Annotated in this window: 19 protein-coding genes; 10 read left to right on the top strand and 9 right to left on the bottom strand. The window is 68.2% G+C overall.

The features are described 5' to 3' along the window. Nucleotides 1-134 precede the first annotated feature (134 nt). Genes ACFQRE_RS03205 through ACFQRE_RS03185 form a run of 5 tightly spaced genes read left to right on the top strand, consistent with a single transcriptional unit; the run spans nt 135 to nt 3,726 of the window. Complete coding sequence (locus ACFQRE_RS03205) at nt 135-917, top strand: prolipoprotein diacylglyceryl transferase (protein ID WP_380118836.1); 783 nt, start codon at nt 135-137, stop codon at nt 915-917. Further along, entirely contained in the window at nt 914-2,488 is a 1,575-nt protein-coding gene (locus tag ACFQRE_RS03200; RefSeq protein WP_449274543.1) for a radical SAM protein, read from the top strand. The genes ACFQRE_RS03205 and ACFQRE_RS03200 overlap by 4 nt, the downstream gene beginning before the upstream one ends. Beyond that, nucleotides 2,481-2,816 carry a hypothetical protein gene (locus tag ACFQRE_RS03195; protein WP_380118834.1) on the top strand — a complete coding sequence of 112 codons (336 nt, stop codon included), beginning with the start codon at nt 2,481-2,483 and terminating at the stop codon, nt 2,814-2,816. The genes ACFQRE_RS03200 and ACFQRE_RS03195 overlap by 8 nt, the downstream gene beginning before the upstream one ends. After that, on the top strand, nt 2,813-3,238 hold the full coding sequence (locus ACFQRE_RS03190; protein ID WP_380118832.1) for a hypothetical protein: 426 nt from the start codon (nt 2,813-2,815) through the stop codon (nt 3,236-3,238). Before ACFQRE_RS03195 ends, ACFQRE_RS03190 begins: the two co-directional genes overlap by 4 nt. Nucleotides 3,239-3,240: 2 nt before the next feature. Then, nucleotides 3,241-3,726 carry a hypothetical protein gene (locus ACFQRE_RS03185; RefSeq protein WP_380118830.1) on the top strand — a complete coding sequence of 162 codons (486 nt, stop codon included), beginning with the start codon at nt 3,241-3,243 and terminating at the stop codon, nt 3,724-3,726. On the opposite strand, the gene ACFQRE_RS03180 is transcribed toward ACFQRE_RS03185, so the two are convergent. The 4 genes from ACFQRE_RS03180 to ACFQRE_RS03165 form a co-directional block, all read right to left on the bottom strand. Next, complete coding sequence (locus ACFQRE_RS03180; protein WP_380118828.1) at nt 3,698-4,111, bottom strand: PPOX class F420-dependent oxidoreductase; 414 nt, start codon at nt 4,109-4,111, stop codon at nt 3,698-3,700. The two genes, ACFQRE_RS03185 and ACFQRE_RS03180, sit on opposite strands and share 29 nt — an antisense overlap. Nucleotides 4,112-4,130: 19 nt before the next feature. Then, nucleotides 4,131-4,499, bottom strand: a complete 369-nt coding sequence (locus ACFQRE_RS03175) for a UBP-type zinc finger domain-containing protein (protein WP_380118826.1) — start codon at nt 4,497-4,499, stop codon at nt 4,131-4,133. Nucleotides 4,500-4,535: 36 nt separating this feature from the next. Next, nucleotides 4,536-4,922 carry a DUF1304 domain-containing protein gene (locus tag ACFQRE_RS03170; protein WP_380118824.1) on the bottom strand — a complete coding sequence of 129 codons (387 nt, stop codon included), beginning with the start codon at nt 4,920-4,922 and terminating at the stop codon, nt 4,536-4,538. A 79-nt stretch (nt 4,923-5,001) separates the two neighbouring features. Continuing rightward, nucleotides 5,002-6,717 carry an HNH endonuclease signature motif containing protein gene (locus tag ACFQRE_RS03165; RefSeq protein WP_380118822.1) on the bottom strand — a complete coding sequence of 572 codons (1,716 nt, stop codon included), beginning with the start codon at nt 6,715-6,717 and terminating at the stop codon, nt 5,002-5,004. A gap of 194 nt (nt 6,718-6,911) precedes the next feature. Between ACFQRE_RS03165 and ACFQRE_RS03160 the strand changes: the two genes are divergently transcribed. Further along, nucleotides 6,912-7,367: a pyridoxamine 5'-phosphate oxidase family protein gene (locus tag ACFQRE_RS03160; protein ID WP_380118820.1), complete on the top strand. Its 456-nt coding sequence runs from the start codon at nt 6,912-6,914 to the stop codon at nt 7,365-7,367. 105 nt (nt 7,368-7,472) lie between these two features. Here the strand turns inward: ACFQRE_RS03160 and ACFQRE_RS03155 are convergent, their stop codons facing one another. The 4 genes from ACFQRE_RS03155 to ACFQRE_RS03140 all read right to left on the bottom strand — a co-directional run bounded on the left by ACFQRE_RS03155 (nt 7,473) and on the right by ACFQRE_RS03140 (nt 10,694). Next, nucleotides 7,473-8,405, bottom strand: coding sequence for a hypothetical protein (locus tag ACFQRE_RS03155; RefSeq protein WP_380118818.1), 933 nt, complete (start codon nt 8,403-8,405; stop codon nt 7,473-7,475). A gap of 97 nt (nt 8,406-8,502) precedes the next feature. Further along, entirely contained in the window at nt 8,503-9,765 is a 1,263-nt protein-coding gene (locus ACFQRE_RS03150) for an RNA polymerase sigma factor (protein WP_380118815.1), read from the bottom strand. 1 nt (nt 9,766) lies between these two features. Continuing rightward, nucleotides 9,767-10,123, bottom strand: a complete 357-nt coding sequence (locus tag ACFQRE_RS03145) for a YciI family protein (protein ID WP_380118813.1) — start codon at nt 10,121-10,123, stop codon at nt 9,767-9,769. A gap of 31 nt (nt 10,124-10,154) precedes the next feature. Beyond that, a complete protein-coding gene (locus ACFQRE_RS03140) occupies nt 10,155-10,694 on the bottom strand; it encodes a dihydrofolate reductase family protein (RefSeq protein ID WP_380118810.1) in 540 nt (179 codons plus the stop codon). Nucleotides 10,695-10,829: 135 nt separating this feature from the next. Between ACFQRE_RS03140 and ACFQRE_RS03135 the strand changes: the two genes are divergently transcribed. Genes ACFQRE_RS03135 through ACFQRE_RS03125 form a run of 3 tightly spaced genes read left to right on the top strand, consistent with a single transcriptional unit; the run spans nt 10,830 to nt 12,270 of the window. After that, complete coding sequence (locus ACFQRE_RS03135) at nt 10,830-11,213, top strand: ArsR/SmtB family transcription factor (protein WP_380118808.1); 384 nt, start codon at nt 10,830-10,832, stop codon at nt 11,211-11,213. Then, on the top strand, nt 11,210-11,731 hold the full coding sequence (locus tag ACFQRE_RS03130) for an SRPBCC family protein (RefSeq protein WP_380118805.1): 522 nt from the start codon (nt 11,210-11,212) through the stop codon (nt 11,729-11,731). Before ACFQRE_RS03135 ends, ACFQRE_RS03130 begins: the two co-directional genes overlap by 4 nt. Before the next feature lie 59 nt (nt 11,732-11,790). Then, nucleotides 11,791-12,270, top strand: a complete 480-nt coding sequence (locus tag ACFQRE_RS03125; protein WP_380118802.1) for an SRPBCC family protein — start codon at nt 11,791-11,793, stop codon at nt 12,268-12,270. A gap of 59 nt (nt 12,271-12,329) precedes the next feature. On the opposite strand, the gene ACFQRE_RS03120 is transcribed toward ACFQRE_RS03125, so the two are convergent. Continuing rightward, complete coding sequence (locus tag ACFQRE_RS03120) at nt 12,330-12,785, bottom strand: SRPBCC family protein (protein ID WP_380118799.1); 456 nt, start codon at nt 12,783-12,785, stop codon at nt 12,330-12,332. Between the two features lie 204 nt (nt 12,786-12,989). Here ACFQRE_RS03120 and ACFQRE_RS03115 point away from each other — a divergent pair, with 204 nt between their 5' ends. Continuing rightward, on the top strand, nt 12,990-15,119 hold the full coding sequence (locus tag ACFQRE_RS03115; RefSeq protein WP_380118797.1) for a catalase: 2,130 nt from the start codon (nt 12,990-12,992) through the stop codon (nt 15,117-15,119). Nucleotides 15,120-15,140: the final 21 nt, after the last annotated feature.

The following is a 15,140-nucleotide window of genomic DNA, read 5'->3' as shown; positions in this document are numbered from 1 at the left end:
CGGCCCCGGGCGAAATCCACGGGTGCTCGAAGTGACGTTCCGGCGAACAGATTCTCTGGTCACCGGGTGGGGACGCGTACTCGCCCTGGCCCGAATGACGAGCGATGCAGGAGTGCTGGTGAGAGGGTGAGCGGGTGATCCCAGACGTCGGCCCGATTCCGACCCACGAGCTGTTCGTGGGCCTCGGGGTCGCCGCTGCCGCGGTGATCTTCTTCCTGGAGGCACGCCGACGCGGACAGTTCGACGAGCGGCTCCTGCATGTCGTGCTCGGCGCCGTGACCGGCGGGGCTCTCTTCATGCGGCTGGGCACGTGGCTGCAACACATCGACCTGCGCGACAACGCGTCGCTGGCCGAGCAGTGGCTCTACGGCAACCGCTCCATCCTCGGCGGGCTCGTCGGGGCGTGGCTCGGCGTCCACATCGCCAAGCGGCTCACCGGCTATCGGCTGCGCACCGGCGACCTCTTCGCCCCTGCGGTGGCGCTCGGCATGGCCGTCGGCCGCATGGGCTGTCTCCTCACCGAGAAGCCGGGCACGCCCACCGGCGGGGGTTGGGGGATCACCCTCGACGAGACGCAGGCTGCTGGCACGGGCAGTGTCGCGGGTGTGCCGCTGCATCCGTCGTTCGTCTACGAGATCGCCTTCCACCTGGCGGCGTTCGCTGTGCTGTGGTTCTGGTTGCGGCGCCGCCCCCTCCCACCGGGAGAGACGTTCGTCTGGTTCGTCGCGGCATACGGCGTCTTTCGTTTTCTGGTCGAGTTCGTGCGCGGCAACGACGTCGCCTGGTTGGGGCTCACCCGGCCACAGCTCTTCCTCGCGGTGACCGTGCCCCTCGTCCTGGCCCGGATCGCCTGGCGATGGCGGACCGGCGCCTACTCCCCCACTCCCGAACGACAACTCACCGAGGTGAACGCATGAGCGCCGAACGAGGAGCGGGTATGCCGTTGCGCGACTATCGCGTGCACCGTTACGTCAACGCGTTCTGTCCTTTGTGCCACGAGGAGCAGCCCGACCGGCCGCTCGCTGAGGTCCAGCGACTGAGTGGCTGGCTCGCGGTGCGTGACGACCGGGTCTGGCTCGAACGCGGTTGTCCCGACCATGGACTGATCCGCACGCTCTATGACGAGTCGCCCGAGATCCTCAGCTACCTCGAGCAGTGGACGGCGCCGACCAAGGTTCACCAGCCGGACCTGACCGGCAACTTCAAACCGGTGCCGAGCGCCTACGAGGACGGGCTGCCGCAGATGCAGACCCAGCACACCTGCATCCTCTTGGAGGACCTGCTCGACCACTGCAACCTCAAGTGCCCGACCTGCTTTGCCGAGTCGTCGCCGGCGCTGGCCAGCGTGGCTCCGCTCGAGCAGGTGCTCGCCTCGATCGACACCCGGCTGTCCCGTGAGAACGGTCGGATCGACGTCCTCATGCTCTCTGGCGGTGAGCCGACGTTGTATCCGCAGCTCGAGGAGCTGCTCGAAGCGGTCATCGCCCGACCCATCGTGCGGATCCTCATCAACACCAACGGTTTGCGGGTTGCACAGGACGACGAGCTCGTCGCCCTGCTGCGTCGGCACCGGGAGCGGGTCGAGGTCTACCTCCAGTACGACGGGGAGTCGGCTGAGGCGTCGATCACCCACCGGGGCGCCGACATCCGCCGCTTCAAGGAGCGCGCGATCGAACGCCTCTCTGCCGCAGGGGTTTTCACGACTCTCACCATGACGGCGTCGCTCGGTGTCAATGACGACGAGATCGGCCATGTCATCAAGCGGGCCCTCGACACGCCCTACGTCGGCGGCGTGACGATCCAGCCCGTCTTCGGCAGTGGGCGGAGCAGCGGCGTCGACCCGCTCAACCGCCTGACCCACACCGGCGTGCTCGCTCGGCTCGAGGGTCAGACCGCCGGACAGGTGACATGGCGTGACCTCACTGCCCTCCCCTGCAGTCACCCGCACTGCTGCTCGGTGGGCTACCTCCTCAAGGACGACTCCGGCTCGTGGAAGTCACTGACGAGTCTCATCGGCCACGACCGCCTCAAGGAATGGCTCGACCTCGAACCCGACCTGCTCGCCAACCGGATCGCCGACGACACCATCCCGGCGACCATGAAGGCCATCGTCAAGGGCTCGATCCTCGACCTGCTGAGCGAGCAGTCGTCCCTGTCGCACCCGTCGATGACCTCGATCTGGAAGGACATCTGCGCCAACTGCGACATCGGTATCGGCACGCTCGCCACGCTGGCGTCCTCGAAACTGCCCGGCCAGCACGAGCGGCTGCGGACGATGCTCGGCGAGCGGGTCCTGCGCGTCACGGTCAAGCCGTTCATGGACATGAACACGATGATCGAGGAGCGACTGACGCAATGCTGCGTCCACGTCGCGACCGTCAACGCCGAGACCGACGCCCACCAGTGCGCGCCGTTCTGCGCGGTCCAGGCGTGGGCGCCGTTGTCACGCACCCGTATCTCCACCGCGACGGGAGGCCGGCATGCCTGACGCGCACCCGACTGGGCCGCACACCACCGACCCCCGCATCGTCCCCACCGACGTGGCCGTCCCTGTCGCCGAACCCGAGGTCTTCGACCCGTTGCGACTGTGCATCTTTGCGACCATCGCGCTCCTCGGCTGGTTGCTCGGGCCGATCGCCCTCGTGTTCTTCGCCGGACTCGGAGTCGTCGGCTACGGCAAGGCGAGACGGGCCGGGCTGCTGAAGTCGAAGTGCCTGCTTGGCGACACCCGCCTCGTCCTTGCCTATCTCGGCCTGCTCGTCATCGTGGGGGCGGCCGCCCTCGTCATCGGATTCGGACCATGGGAGCTCACATGACCCAACCGCCGCAAGGCCCTCCGCCGCAAGGCCCTCCGCCGCAAGGCCCTCCGCCCCCGGGCTCGCCGCCGCAAGGTCCTCCGCCTCATGGCCCGCCGCCGCAAGGCCCAACCAACCCGTACGGGCAGTACCCACCTGCCCCCGGCCTGCCCTCGTGGGCCAAGACCCTCTTCGGGTTCCTCATCGGACTGCCGGTCTCGATCCTTGCGCCGATCCTGGCGTTCGGGCTCGTCAACCTCGAGATCCCCACCGAACTCAAGGTCTTCCTGGTCACCCTCATCCCGACCCTTTTGGGCATCCCTCTGCTCTTCGGCAAGAGAACGCGGCCGTGGGGCGTCGGACTCATGCTCGGTCTGGCGATCGGCAGCTTCGTCCTCGGCGGGGCCTGCGTGTCGATCATCGACGGCTCGTCCGGCTACTGACCATGGCGACGTTCTCCGCGACCAAGGTGTCCGAGGCGACCGTGGAACATCCGCGCGACCTCGTCTGGGACGTCCTCACCGACGCGGCAGCCATCGCCCGGCTGACCCCGCTGGTCCACTCGATCACTGCCAAGGGCGACCTGTGGCGCTGGCAGCTCGTCAGGATCCCGGTCCTCGGCCAGTCGTTCGAACTCGGCTTCACCGAGGCCATGAGCTACGACCCGAAGACCACGATCACCTTCGCCCACGCGCCTTCGGGCAAGGACTCCGAGCGAGCGGGGACCGACGGACGCTACGACCTCAGCGATGCGGGCACGGGTTCGACCCATCTGCGGATCGAACTGACCGTCACGGTGGACCTGCCCTTCCCGCGCCTGGCCAAACCCGCGATCCAGGCCACGATGCAGGGCGTTCTCGCCGCGATGGGTTCGGGCTTCGGGCGCGCCATCGACAAGGAGCTCAGGTCTCGAGCAACTCCACCTCGGTGACGACGATCGCGGCCCGGACCTTGCGCCCCGGCAGCCGATCGAGGACCGGTTCGAAGAGGGTGAGCGCGCGATACCACCAGCCGTACTTCGCTCCGATCGCCTGCTTCACCCGGGCCACAGCGGGAGCGCCGCGCTCAACTCGAGCGCGGGCGGCATACCGCGGAGCGTCTGGAGCAACACCGCCACGCATGTCGCACGGACGCACTTCGACGCGCGCGGTGTGCGCGAGGCGCTTCGTCTTGCCGGTGTCGTCGACGGTGACGATGAGCAGCTCGTCGCCGTCTGGCGCGATCCACACGGGCGTTGCGACGGGAGTTCCGTCGCGGCGGAACGTCGTCAGCTCGACGTACTGCTGCTCGCCGAGCAGCCTGGTTGCGTCATTCATGCGTGGGTATGCCGTCCCCTCAGGTGTGGATGAGATCGCGCCAGTTGTCGGGGACCTGGCCTCGTGGCCCGGGCGTCGGCTGGTCCTCGGGATGCGCCGCCGGCTCGGCAAGTGCCGGGCCCCGACCCATCTCCTCGGTCGTGTAGTTCCAGAACCACACCTCGCCGGGCTCATAGCTCGCGACGATCGGGTGACCGCTCTCGCGGGCGTGCGCGCTCGCGTGCTGGGCCGGCGAGGAGTCGCAGCAGCCGACGTGACCGCAAGCGGCGCAGCGGCGCAGGTGGACCCACCACCCCTTCGCCGCAGTGCATTCGACACATCCCGGGCCGGACGGCGCAACCGTCGGGTCGAGGTCCGCGGACTCGGGGAAGGTTACCGGAGCTGCCATGCGAGTGACGCTACTCCGCTCCCACCGGTGAGCAGATCAGCTGAGCAGGAGGGCGAGGATCGCGAGTGCCGGCGCCACGCCCTGGATCACGGCGCCACGCAGCTTGCTGCTGTCACTCGTCGCGAGGACGAGGGCGGCGGCGACCATCGATCCACACGCGGCATGGATGAGGGCGGTTGAGACGTCGTCAGACGATGCCGACCCGAAGGCACCCACTGCGATGCCGATGACGGCAATGATCGCCAGGAAGAGGTTGTAGAAGCCCTGGTTGTAGGCCAGGGGCTTCGTCACCTCTGCGGTCTCAGCGGTGGTGCCGAAGACAGCGCGGGTCTTGGGGTCGGTCCAGGCAAGCGACTCGAGCCGGAAGATGTAGACGTGGATGAGGGCTGCGATGCCGGCGAGGACGAACGCGACGGTGGTCATGGCGTGAGACTAGGGCCTCACCCCAACGACCGAGGGCGCCACAGGGCCTGACCTCCCCTGAGCAGGCGGCCATGCCGGCTCAGGCGGTGAGGCCGAACTCGCGGATCTCGTCCCAGTGATCGCTCTCCGCGGCCCAGGCTTCGGCGGCCTGCTGCTCGGCGAGGAATTCGTCAGCCCACTGGATGAGGAGGTCGTCGGGCGGTTCGTTGGCCCAGGGGTCGGGTGGGCCGGTGTCGAGGCGGGCACGTTCGGCCGCGCGCTGTTCAGCCGTGGCCCGCTTCGTCGCGCGTTCGCGCCGGATCTGGTTCAGTCGGGCGGGAAGTTCGCGGTCGTAGGAGCCCGGTGTCAGGTCCCACGTCACGCAGGACCCGTGCTCATCCGGTGGGTGCACGGTCGCGATGAACCTTTTGTCATGCACGAGCGTGTGGTGGCGCTGGCAGAGCAGGGCCGCGTTGGCCAGGTCGGAATCGCCACCATCAACCCAGTGGATGAGGTGATGAATCTTCACCCACCCCGCGGGCATGTCACAGCCCGGATAGGTACACATTTTGTCCCGGTGCCACAACGCCCGGCGTTGCTTCTTGGCGAACAACCGCACCGCCCGCCCCAGGTCCAACAACTCCCCGTCGGAGCCGAACACGACCGGGATGATGTCAGCGTCGCACGCGAGGTGGCGCACGATCGCTGGCGACAACATCGTGGCCTGAGCCCGCGACACCATGACCCGACCACACCCCTCGCCCGAGCCAGCGGACTCAGTGGTGACTCGAGATTCATCATCCGCCGCAGTCTGAGCAGCGTCGGCGTCGGCGTCGGTGCCGGTGCCGGGGTCTGCGTCGGGGAAATGCTGGAGGAGGTCATCCATGCCGATGCCCACGTGCAGGGTGGTCGGTGCCCCGCCCGGTGAACTCTTCGCTGCGGCGTCCTCCCCCGCGACCCGACCACACACCGCCGCCAAGGCTTCCGCGCGACGCTGCTCGGCCGGTCGCAGATCCCGCTCCCCGGTGACGTCGTTCGGAGCGGGCTGGGACAACGGGCCGATCGCGGCTTCCAAGGTTGCAGCCTGCTGCGGGGTCAGGCCGAGCCGGTACTCCGTGATGTCGGCGTCATTGACCCGCGGCGAGGTCAGGTACGCCGCCTTCCGCAACTTGCTCTGCGTGTCGTCGAACTCACCCTCCACCCCGAACATCGCGATCAGGTGCGGGCGAAGTCTGCGGGCTTCGGCGGGTCCCCACTGCACACCCTGGTCCAGGATCGCCTTCGCCACCGTCGGCACCGCCTCGGGACACAACTGATCCTCGAGCTCGGTCATCTCCTTGAGCGCCGTCAACGCCAACCCGGGACCGACCTCACCGGTGATCACCCGCACCCACACAATCCCCTCGGGCCGTTCCGCGTCCGCGAACGCGCCCGCACTCGGACCCGCCGTGGACCACAACCCGCCCGGCACCGAGCAAGCCACCTCCTGCGCCAACTGCGCGACCTGACCTGCCCCGTCCTGCTGCAACGACGGCGCGTGTTCGCGCACCCACGAATGCACCGACCCCACCCCGCGACGCGCCGACGTGAACTCACCCCGGTGCGCTGCTTCCGCGGTGACGCGCACCTGCGCGGCGCCCGCACGGGCCTTGACGTCATCAGCCAGGCGCATGAACTCCGCGAGCTCGGGGCCGCTCAACCGGGCCAGCACCTCCCCCAACGGACCCACCCCGGAAGCATCCGATGCCAACGCGTCACGGGCACCCTCCAACGCTGCGCGCAGTCGCGCGACGTCGGTTGCGGGTGCTTCGTTCATGCCCCCATTGTGCTAGAACTCACGTTCGACTGTCAAGCATTTTCAGCTACGCTCTGGGCTGAATTCGCTACTCCCACAGGCGAATTCGCGCGAAGGCACCCCACGCTGGCTCGGACTGCAACCCCGACTCAACCGACGTTAACAACGACCGCCGACACTGCCCCCTGAGCCGCCGACACGGCAGGATGATCGCCATGGACTCTGCTCCCCGACCGCGCAAAGTACGCCTCGCCGACACTCGCGCCCGGCTCGAGAACGACATCGACCTCTGGGTCGCGACAGCGCACCCCGACGGCGGGGCCCCGGGGCTCGTCCCGCTGTCGTTCGACTGGAACGGCAGCGACTTCCTCCTCGCGACCGGTCGCAACACCCCTGCCGGACGCAATATGCGCGACAGCGGACTCGTCCGCCTCTCGCTCGGCGACCTGCGCGATGTCGTCATGGTCGACGGGTCGGTCGTCGAGCTCCCACTGTCTGACGTGCCTTCGGCACGCTGGGAGGCGTATGCCGCTCGCACCGGTTGGGATCCGCGGGAAGCAGGCCCGGACTACGCGGCATACGCGGTGAGCCCGGTGACGATCCAGGCGTGGCGCGAGTCTCCCGAACTCGCCAACCGCACCCTCATGCACGCAGGACACTGGCTGACGTGACGACAGGCGTCCGTGGTCAAATTCGCGCAGCGGTCGACGCGTGGGCAGAGGTCCTCGTCGCCCGAGGCATTGCTGACGTGCTCCTCGGCGACCGGTTGGACGGACTCAACCAGCCTCTGCCGCGACCTCCGGACGCGCCGTGGCTCGGTTGAGACGCCAGGTGGCGCCCACGATGCCGATGACGACGGCAGCGACCAGTGGCCCGGTGACGTGGTTGCTCGGTGAGAGTGACTGCACGAACACGTCGCGGCCGGCGTCGGCCACCTCGCGGAGCCGCTCGGCACGCGGGGATCCCTGGCTGGCGTAGCCGGTCACGTAGACCATGAGGGTGAGCACCGACGGGACAACCCACCCGATGGCGAGCGCAACGAACCAACCGAGAAGTCGCGTCGTCGGCCGGAACCCACAGACCGCCAGAACGACACCGAGGAGAATGCCGCTCACCCACGGGCCCAGCTGGGCGATGCGGTTCAACCACTCGGGAATGGGGCCCGGAGGGTCAAACAGCAGGTCAACGAACCAGGACCCCGCGAGCGACGCGGCCGTCGCGCCCCCGAGGAGCAGCGGCCACCCCTTCCCGCGGGCAACGCCCACCCCGACGAGGACTCCGAAGACACCCGTGCCGAGGGCAGCGGCGACCAACGCGCCAACGAGGAGGCGCGCCTCGTCCGACTGAACAAGGCCGGGCCGGACTGCGAGGTAGGTCTGGGTGAGCGCGATGACGAGGGCGATGAGAGCGCCCGCCGCAGCGAGACCGCGACGGTGCCGCACACCTGGTGCCGCCAGGAATGACACTGCCAGTGCCGCCGTCCCCCCGATGACTCCGCCGACAAGCAGTGTCGGGAAGGCGTACTCGTTGAACGGCAGCGCCACGACCGGGCCCTTGAGGGTGTCGAAGCGTGCCCACCCGGCTGAGACCTCCGCGTGCATCCCGTGGACGATCCAGGGCATGTGGCCCACAACCCAGAACGCCGCGGCTCCCCCCACGAGCACGGCCCATCCGGGCAGTACCCGCCACCGGTCGTGCTTGATCGTCATGTCCCCCATGTTTGCCATGCGCCAACCATGTCACCCGCGACGCGCGCGCAACAGGATGTCGTGTCCGCGTTCGGATTGCCGCTCCAGATGCGCTCGGTCAGGCCGAGTGCACGGCGCACTCCGCCGCGCGGCGCTGCATCGTCACCTTGTCCTGGGCGTTGCCAGCGAGCGAGGCTGCTCTCAGGAAGTCCTCCCGCGCCTGCTCGTGCAACCCCGCCGTGCACTCGAGGTCCCCAGCGACAGCCGGGAGCAGGTGATAGCTCGCGAGGGCCGGCAGACTCCGGAGCGGCGCGATGATCGCGAGGCCCGCGTCTGCGCCGAACGCCCGACCCACCGCCACCGCGCGGTTGAGTTCGACGACGGGCGACGGGACGACCTGGACCAGCCCGTCATACAGCGCGGCGATGCGGACCCAGTCCGTCTCCTCCGCCGTCGCAGCCCGCGCGTGGCATGCCGCGATCGCGGCCTGGAGCGCATACGGCCCGGCCGTCCCTCGCAGGGCATCGATCCGGTCGATCAGCTCCAGCCCACGACGGATGAGCAACCGGTCCCAGCGCGTTCGGTCCTGGTCGAGCAGCAGCACTGCCTCGCCATCCGCACCGACACGAGCCGCGAGCCGCGACGTCTGGATCTCCATGAGCGCGAGCAGCCCGAGCGACTCGGCGTCACTCGGCGTGAGGGCGCCAAGCATCCGGCCGAGCCGCAGGGCCTCCTCGCAGAGGTCGGTGCGGACCCACGCATCGCCGGACGACGCGGCATACCCCTCGTTGAAGACGAGATAGACGACCTCGCGGACGGCCTCGAGACGCGCGGGGCGCTCCTCTGGTCCCGGCAGCTCGAAGCGGATGTTGGCGGCAGCGAGCGTGCGCTTGGCGCGCACAATGCGTTGCGCGACAGTCGATTCCGGAGTGAGGAAGGCGCGCGCCACTTCGGCCGTCGTGAGACCGCACACGAGTTTGAGGACGAGTGCCGAGCGCGCGTCGGGCGCCAGGAGCGGGTGGCACGACATGAAGATCAGGCCGAGGAGGTCGTCCGCGAGGTCGCCGTCGACGATGCGGTCCACATCCAGCTCGGTCGTCTCCGCGGCGGTGGCCGCGACGGTCCGCAACTTGTCACGACCGGTGTCCCGACGGCGAATTCGATCGATGGCGAGGTAGCGCGACGTCGTCGTCAGCCATGCGGCCGGATTGTCGGGTATGCCGTCCGCTCGCCATTTCTCGACGGCTGCGGCGAACGTGTCCTGGGCCAGCTCCTCGGCGGTGTCGAGGTCGCCGACGAGCCGGCCCAGGCGAGCGACGAGCCGCGGTGACTCGACCCGCCACAACGTGGCGATCGTCGCGTCCACGGCTGCGGTGCTCATGTCAGGCGAGGTCGGAATACTCGACGACCTGGCGGACGTCGACGCGGTGCGTGCCGACGACGAGGGCGAACTTGCGGGCGTGCTCGACGGCCTCCTCGAGCGACGAGACGTCGAGGATGGCGAACCCGGCGATGAGTTCCTTGGCCTCGGCGAACGGTCCGTCGATGACACGAACGGAGCCATCGGTCACCTCGACGCGAGCGCCCTTGCTGCTGCTGTGGACGCCCTCGCCCCCGAGGAAGACACCGGAGAGCTGCGCCTCGCGCATGTACTCACCGATGGCGGCCTGCTCCTCCGGCGAAGGCACGATGCCGTCCTCGTTGGCTTGGGTCTGGTAGTGCATGACCATGTAGCGCATTCAGTTCTCCTCAGTGATGTTCGGGGTTCGTTCAGGCCTTCGCCGGGGCGTAGACCAAGTGCAGCACTCCGGTGCTGAACGTAGTGGACGAGACGAGGCGGAGGGGCACGGTCGCGCCGTCGGCAAAGAGCTTCTTGCCCGAGCCGACGACGATCGGGTGGACGAGCAGGTGCAGCTCGTCGACAAGGCCCTGCTCGAGCATCCACCGGACGAGCGTGGCACTGCCGGTGGTGCCGAGGTCGTAGTCCGCCTTGAGCCTGGTGAGCTCGGCCACCACGTCACCGTTCACGGTGCTCGAGTTCTCCCACTCGGCGTTGTCGAGGGTGCTCGAGACGACGTACTTGCGGGCGCCGTTCATGGCCGAGGTGATGGGGTCCGCCGGGTCGGCGGACGGCCAGTAGCTCGCGAACTCGTCGTAGGTCTGGCGGCCGAGGAGCGTGGCGTCGGCCTTGCCCATCTGCTCGCCGACGACGGCGCCCATCTCGTCGTTGAAGTACGGGAAGTGCCACTTCTCGGGGGACTCGATGACGCCGTCGAGCGAGATGAACAGGCTGCTGGTGATCGAACCCATGACTTCTTCTCCTTGGTGGTGAGGCCCCGGTCCGGTGCCTTCTGACCTGTATGCCGGATGGCCCAGCCCGATTTCGACACCCGTGTCGCACTTTCTTGGCTTGCTCTATTGGTAACTATCGTGTTACCAATAGCTGTGGACGCCTTCGCCGCACTCTCGGACCCGGTTCGCCGGGACCTCGTGAGCCGACTGTCCACCGGCCCCGCCAGGGTCGTCGACCTGGCGCGCGAGCACTCCATCAGCCGGCCCGCGATCAGTCGGCACCTGCGCGTGCTCGGCGAGGCGGGCCTCGTCACCGCGGACGACATTGGGCGCGAGCGTCACTACCGCCTGCAGCGAGCCGGCCTTGCACCGGTCGCCGACTTTCTCGGCACCCTGACTCCCACCCCGCGCTTCGCAGAGTCGGTGCTCGACGGCCTCGACCTCGAGGTCCGCCGCACGGTTCGCGAGCGAACCGGCACAACGACCCCGACCACCAACGCTGCCACGACGCAGCCCCAGACCGAGGAGACGGCATGACAACGACACACACGCCGAAGGCGACCGGCCGACTGCAGGAACGTGAGGGGACGGCATACCTCGTCTTCGAACGCACCTTCCGTGCGCCGATCACGGATGTCTGGGCGGCAGTGACCGAGTCGGACCGGCTCGTGCGTTGGATCGGCCACTGGGATGGGGACCCGACGAGCGGCGCCGTCACGTTCTACATGACCGCGGAGGCCGCGGACGCCCCCGCCGAGACGATCCACATCGACGAGTGCGACGCACCCCGACGGGTCGTCATGCGCTCGGCCAGACCGGACGATCACAGCCTTGAGTGGAAGTGGCAGATCGACCTCGCCGAGGCAGACGGCGTGACGACCCTGACGTTCGCGCAGGAGGTGGCCGACACCACCCTTGCCGAGGGCGTCGGCCCCGGATGGGACTACTACCTCGACCGGATGGTCGCCGCCGAGAACGGCGAGGATCTGGGCCACATCGACTTCAACGAGTACTTCCCGGCGCTCACCGAGCACTACCGTCGTGAGCTCGCCTGACGAGGAGTTCCCTCCCTGAGGGTGAGGCGCTCCACGGCAAGTGGGCCGACACTGGACGCATGGAGCAGAACACAGGAGTCATCACCGTCACCCGCGATGTCGAGGCACCGGACCAGGCGGTGTGGGACGTGCTGGCCGACGGATGGTCCTACGCGACGTGGGTCGTGGGGGCATCGCGCGTGCGCGAGGTCGACGACAGCTGGCCCCGCCCTCACGCGCAGATCCACCACTCGATCGGCATCTGGCCTCTCCTCATCGACGACACCACCGAGGTGGAGCGCTCCGTCGAGCCTTCCCAGCTGGTGCTCACGGCACGTGGATGGCCAGCCGGTGAGGCCCGGGTCACGATCTCGATCGTTGCGCGTGACGGCGGCGGCTGCACCGTCACCATCGAGGAGGACGCCTCCAGCGGACCGGGAACCCTCATCCCGAAGCCGGTGCGGCAGCTGGCGATCGGCCCGCGCAACGTCGAGGCTCTCAAGCGCCTGGCCTTCCTGGCCGAGGGCCGCCACCGCAACGAGGAACGACCTCCGACGTAGTCGGCGTCGCGATCCGCGTCTCCTTCATGACCGCTGCGACCAGTTCCGTTGGATCGGTGTCAGCTAGCCGGTGCACCAACGCGGGTGAGGGCGGCGGTCATGTCGTCGACCGTCTCGTCGGCAATCCCACGGAAGACCAGACCCATGAGAGGGCCGGCCAGTCGTGCCATTCCCTTGAACGTGATCGTGGCCTCGTAGCGGATCCGGCTGCGGTCGCCGTCAAGGGCCGTGACGTGGATGTCGTCCGTGGAGTCAGCGGTGTCGTTGGTCCCCTGGAGGACGACGTGATCCGGCTGGAGCGTGACCAGCTCGTACTGCAGCTGGGTCTCGCGGCCGAGCACCTTGCTCGTGTTCGTCCACGTCGCGCCCGGCAGAGCAGGTGCCGATGCGTCACCGTTGCGCACACACGCCACGGTCCCCGGGTCCCATTCGACAGCGTTGGCGAAGTCGGCCAGATAGGCGACTGCGACGTCCTGGGGGCAGGGCGCCTCGAACTCTCGGACGATGTGGACCACGAGGGCCTCCTTCGATGGGACTTTCACAGTAGGTCACAGCTTGTGGCGCTGAGTCCCAGCCATGCTCGCCGACAGACGTGCTGTGCCACCACACCCCAAGGGGGGTGGCAGGTGTTGGCGCAGCGGCCTAGCGTCGAGGACACGAGCGCACGGCCCGCGAAGCGACCGGCTTCCGGGCACCCACTGCGAGAGGGACTGACAAGCATGGCGACCAAGAAGAAGTCCGCTGCCCAAACCGAGGCCACGACGGCCACGAAGGCCACGAAGGCCACCAAGGCCAACGAAGAGATCGGCAACGGCGGGGAGCTCCACCAGCTGGCGGGCGGCGACAGCCCACCCATGACGACCGCCCATGGTGCACCGGTTCAGGACGACAACAACTCCCTTCGAGCCGGTGACCGCGGCCCCACCCTCATGGCCGACCACGCCTTCCGCGAGAAGATCTTCCACTTCGACCACGAGCGCATTCCGGAGCGCGTGGTCCACGCCCGCGGATACGGCGCCCACGGCGTCTTCGAGGCCTACGAGTCGCTGTCCGACATCACCCGCGCAAGCATCTTCGCGAAGGCCGGCAAGAAGACCGAGACCTTCGTGCGCTTCTCGACCGTCGCCGGCAACCTCGGCTCCTTCGACCTCGCCCGGGACGTCCGCGGGTTCGCGACGAAGTTCTACACCGACGAGGGCAACTGGGACCTCGTCGGCAACAACATTCCGGTCTTCTTCATCCAGGACGCCGTGAAGTTCCCCGACCTCGTCCACTCCGTCAAGGAGGAGCCGGATCGCGGCTTCCCCCAGGCACAGTCGGCCCACGACACGTTCTGGGACTTCGCCTCGCTCATGCCCGAGTCGACCCACATGACGCTCTGGCAGATGTCCGACCGGGCCATCCCTCGCTCCTTCCGGATGATGGAGGGCTTCGGCGTCCACACGTTCCGCTTCGTCAACGCGGCCGGTGAGAGCCAGTTCGTGAAGTTCCACTGGAAGCCGGTGCTCGGCATGCAGTCGGTGGTCTGGAACGAAGCCGTCAAGATCAACGGTGCCGACCCCGACTTCCACCGCCGCGACCTCTTCGACGCCATCTCTGCCGGAGACTTCCCGGCGTGGGAGCTCGGTGTCCAGGTCTTCGACGACGCCTTCGCGGACTCGTTCGACTTCGACGTCCTCGACGCGACCAAGCTCATCCCCGAGGAGCTCGTCCCGATCCGCCTCATCGGCAAGATGACTCTCAATCGGGTGGTGGACAACGTCTTCGCCGAGATCGAGCAGGTCGCCTTCATGACCCAGAATGTCCCGCCGGGCATCGACTTCAGCAACGACCCGCTCCTCCAGGGCCGCAACTTCTCCTACCTCGACACGCAGCTCAAGCGCCTCGGCAGCACCAACTTCAGCCAGCTTCCCGTCAACGCACCCAAGTGTCCCGTGGCGCACTTCCAGCGCGACGGTCACATGCAGACGTCCCTGCAGCCGGGCCGCACGGCATACGAACCGAACTCATTCACCGGTGCCGACCGGGGTCCGCGCGAGGTCGGCGCCGAGGGTCACGTGCCGTTCCCAGCACCCGTCGATGGGCAGACTCGCCGGATCCGTGCCGAGTCCTTCGCCGACCACTACAGCCAGGCTCGCCAGTTCTGGATCAGCCAGACACCGGTCGAGCAGGACCACATCGTCGCGTCCTACGCCTTCGAGCTCGGCAAGTGCGAGGTCCCCGCGATCCGCGAGCGCATGGTCGCCAACCTGCGCAACGTCGACGAGTCCCTGTCGGCACGCGTCGCGGACGGACTCGGTATGCCGTTGCCGGCCGCGTCGGAGGCCGCCGCTCCCGTCGTGGAGACCGACGTCTCCCCCGCCCTGAGCATCCTGGCGAACGCCAAGGAGACGTTCGAGGGCCGCAAGCTCGGACTGCTCGTCGGAGACGGCGCCAACGCGGCAGCAGTCAAGCGCCTCACCAAAGCCGTCGAGAAGGCGGGCGGCACCGTGGAGGTCATCGCGGTCAAGGTCGGTGGAGCCACCCTCGCGGACGGTTCGGTGCTCGCAGCCAAGCAGGCCGTGGCCGGTGCTCCGTCGGTGCTCTACGACGCGGTCGCGATCATCTCCGGCGCCGAGGGCGAGAAGGCTCTGGCCGACGAGCCCGCCGCCCGTGACTTCCTCACCGACGCCTTCACCCACTACAAGGTCATCGGCCTGGGCGCCGGCACAGACGCGCTCGTCGCTGCTGCCGGCCTCACCGGCAAGTTGGACGAAGCGTGCCTGGCCGTCGACACGGCAAAGGACACCACGGCATACGTCGCTCGTCTTGCTGGCCCCCGTCACTGGGATCGGGACCTCACCGCCTGACCCCACCACCGGACCACTTCA

The sequence above is a fragment of the Knoellia pratensis genome (genome assembly GCF_042666395.1).
Taxonomy (GTDB): Bacteria; Actinomycetota; Actinomycetes; order Actinomycetales; family Dermatophilaceae; genus Knoellia; species Knoellia pratensis.
Note: the sequence above shows the minus strand (reverse complement) of the source record. Positions and strands in the feature narration are given on the sequence as shown.

Excerpts from the sequence above, each read along its gene's own strand:
- ACFQRE_RS03200 (WP_449274543.1), top strand. The coding sequence starts at position 914 with ATGAGCGCCGAACGAGGAGCGGGTATGCCGTTGCGCGACTATCGCGTG.
- ACFQRE_RS03195 (WP_380118834.1), top strand. The coding sequence starts at position 2,481 with ATGCCTGACGCGCACCCGACTGGGCCGCACACCACCGACCCCCGCATC.
- ACFQRE_RS03190 (WP_380118832.1), top strand. The coding sequence starts at position 2,813 with ATGACCCAACCGCCGCAAGGCCCTCCGCCGCAAGGCCCTCCGCCGCAA.
- ACFQRE_RS03185 (WP_380118830.1), top strand. The coding sequence starts at position 3,241 with ATGGCGACGTTCTCCGCGACCAAGGTGTCCGAGGCGACCGTGGAACAT.
- ACFQRE_RS03180 (WP_380118828.1), bottom strand. The coding sequence starts at position 4,111 with ATGAATGACGCAACCAGGCTGCTCGGCGAGCAGCAGTACGTCGAGCTG.
- ACFQRE_RS03175 (WP_380118826.1), bottom strand. The coding sequence starts at position 4,499 with ATGGCAGCTCCGGTAACCTTCCCCGAGTCCGCGGACCTCGACCCGACG.
- ACFQRE_RS03170 (WP_380118824.1), bottom strand. The coding sequence starts at position 4,922 with ATGACCACCGTCGCGTTCGTCCTCGCCGGCATCGCAGCCCTCATCCAC.
- ACFQRE_RS03165 (WP_380118822.1), bottom strand. The coding sequence starts at position 6,717 with ATGAACGAAGCACCCGCAACCGACGTCGCGCGACTGCGCGCAGCGTTG.
- ACFQRE_RS03160 (WP_380118820.1), top strand. The coding sequence starts at position 6,912 with ATGGACTCTGCTCCCCGACCGCGCAAAGTACGCCTCGCCGACACTCGC.
- ACFQRE_RS03155 (WP_380118818.1), bottom strand. The coding sequence starts at position 8,405 with ATGACGATCAAGCACGACCGGTGGCGGGTACTGCCCGGATGGGCCGTG.
- ACFQRE_RS03150 (WP_380118815.1), bottom strand. The coding sequence starts at position 9,765 with ATGAGCACCGCAGCCGTGGACGCGACGATCGCCACGTTGTGGCGGGTC.
- ACFQRE_RS03145 (WP_380118813.1), bottom strand. The coding sequence starts at position 10,123 with ATGCGCTACATGGTCATGCACTACCAGACCCAAGCCAACGAGGACGGC.
- ACFQRE_RS03140 (WP_380118810.1), bottom strand. The coding sequence starts at position 10,694 with ATGGGTTCGATCACCAGCAGCCTGTTCATCTCGCTCGACGGCGTCATC.
- ACFQRE_RS03130 (WP_380118805.1), top strand. The coding sequence starts at position 11,210 with ATGACAACGACACACACGCCGAAGGCGACCGGCCGACTGCAGGAACGT.
- ACFQRE_RS03125 (WP_380118802.1), top strand. The coding sequence starts at position 11,791 with ATGGAGCAGAACACAGGAGTCATCACCGTCACCCGCGATGTCGAGGCA.
- ACFQRE_RS03115 (WP_380118797.1), top strand. The coding sequence starts at position 12,990 with ATGGCGACCAAGAAGAAGTCCGCTGCCCAAACCGAGGCCACGACGGCC.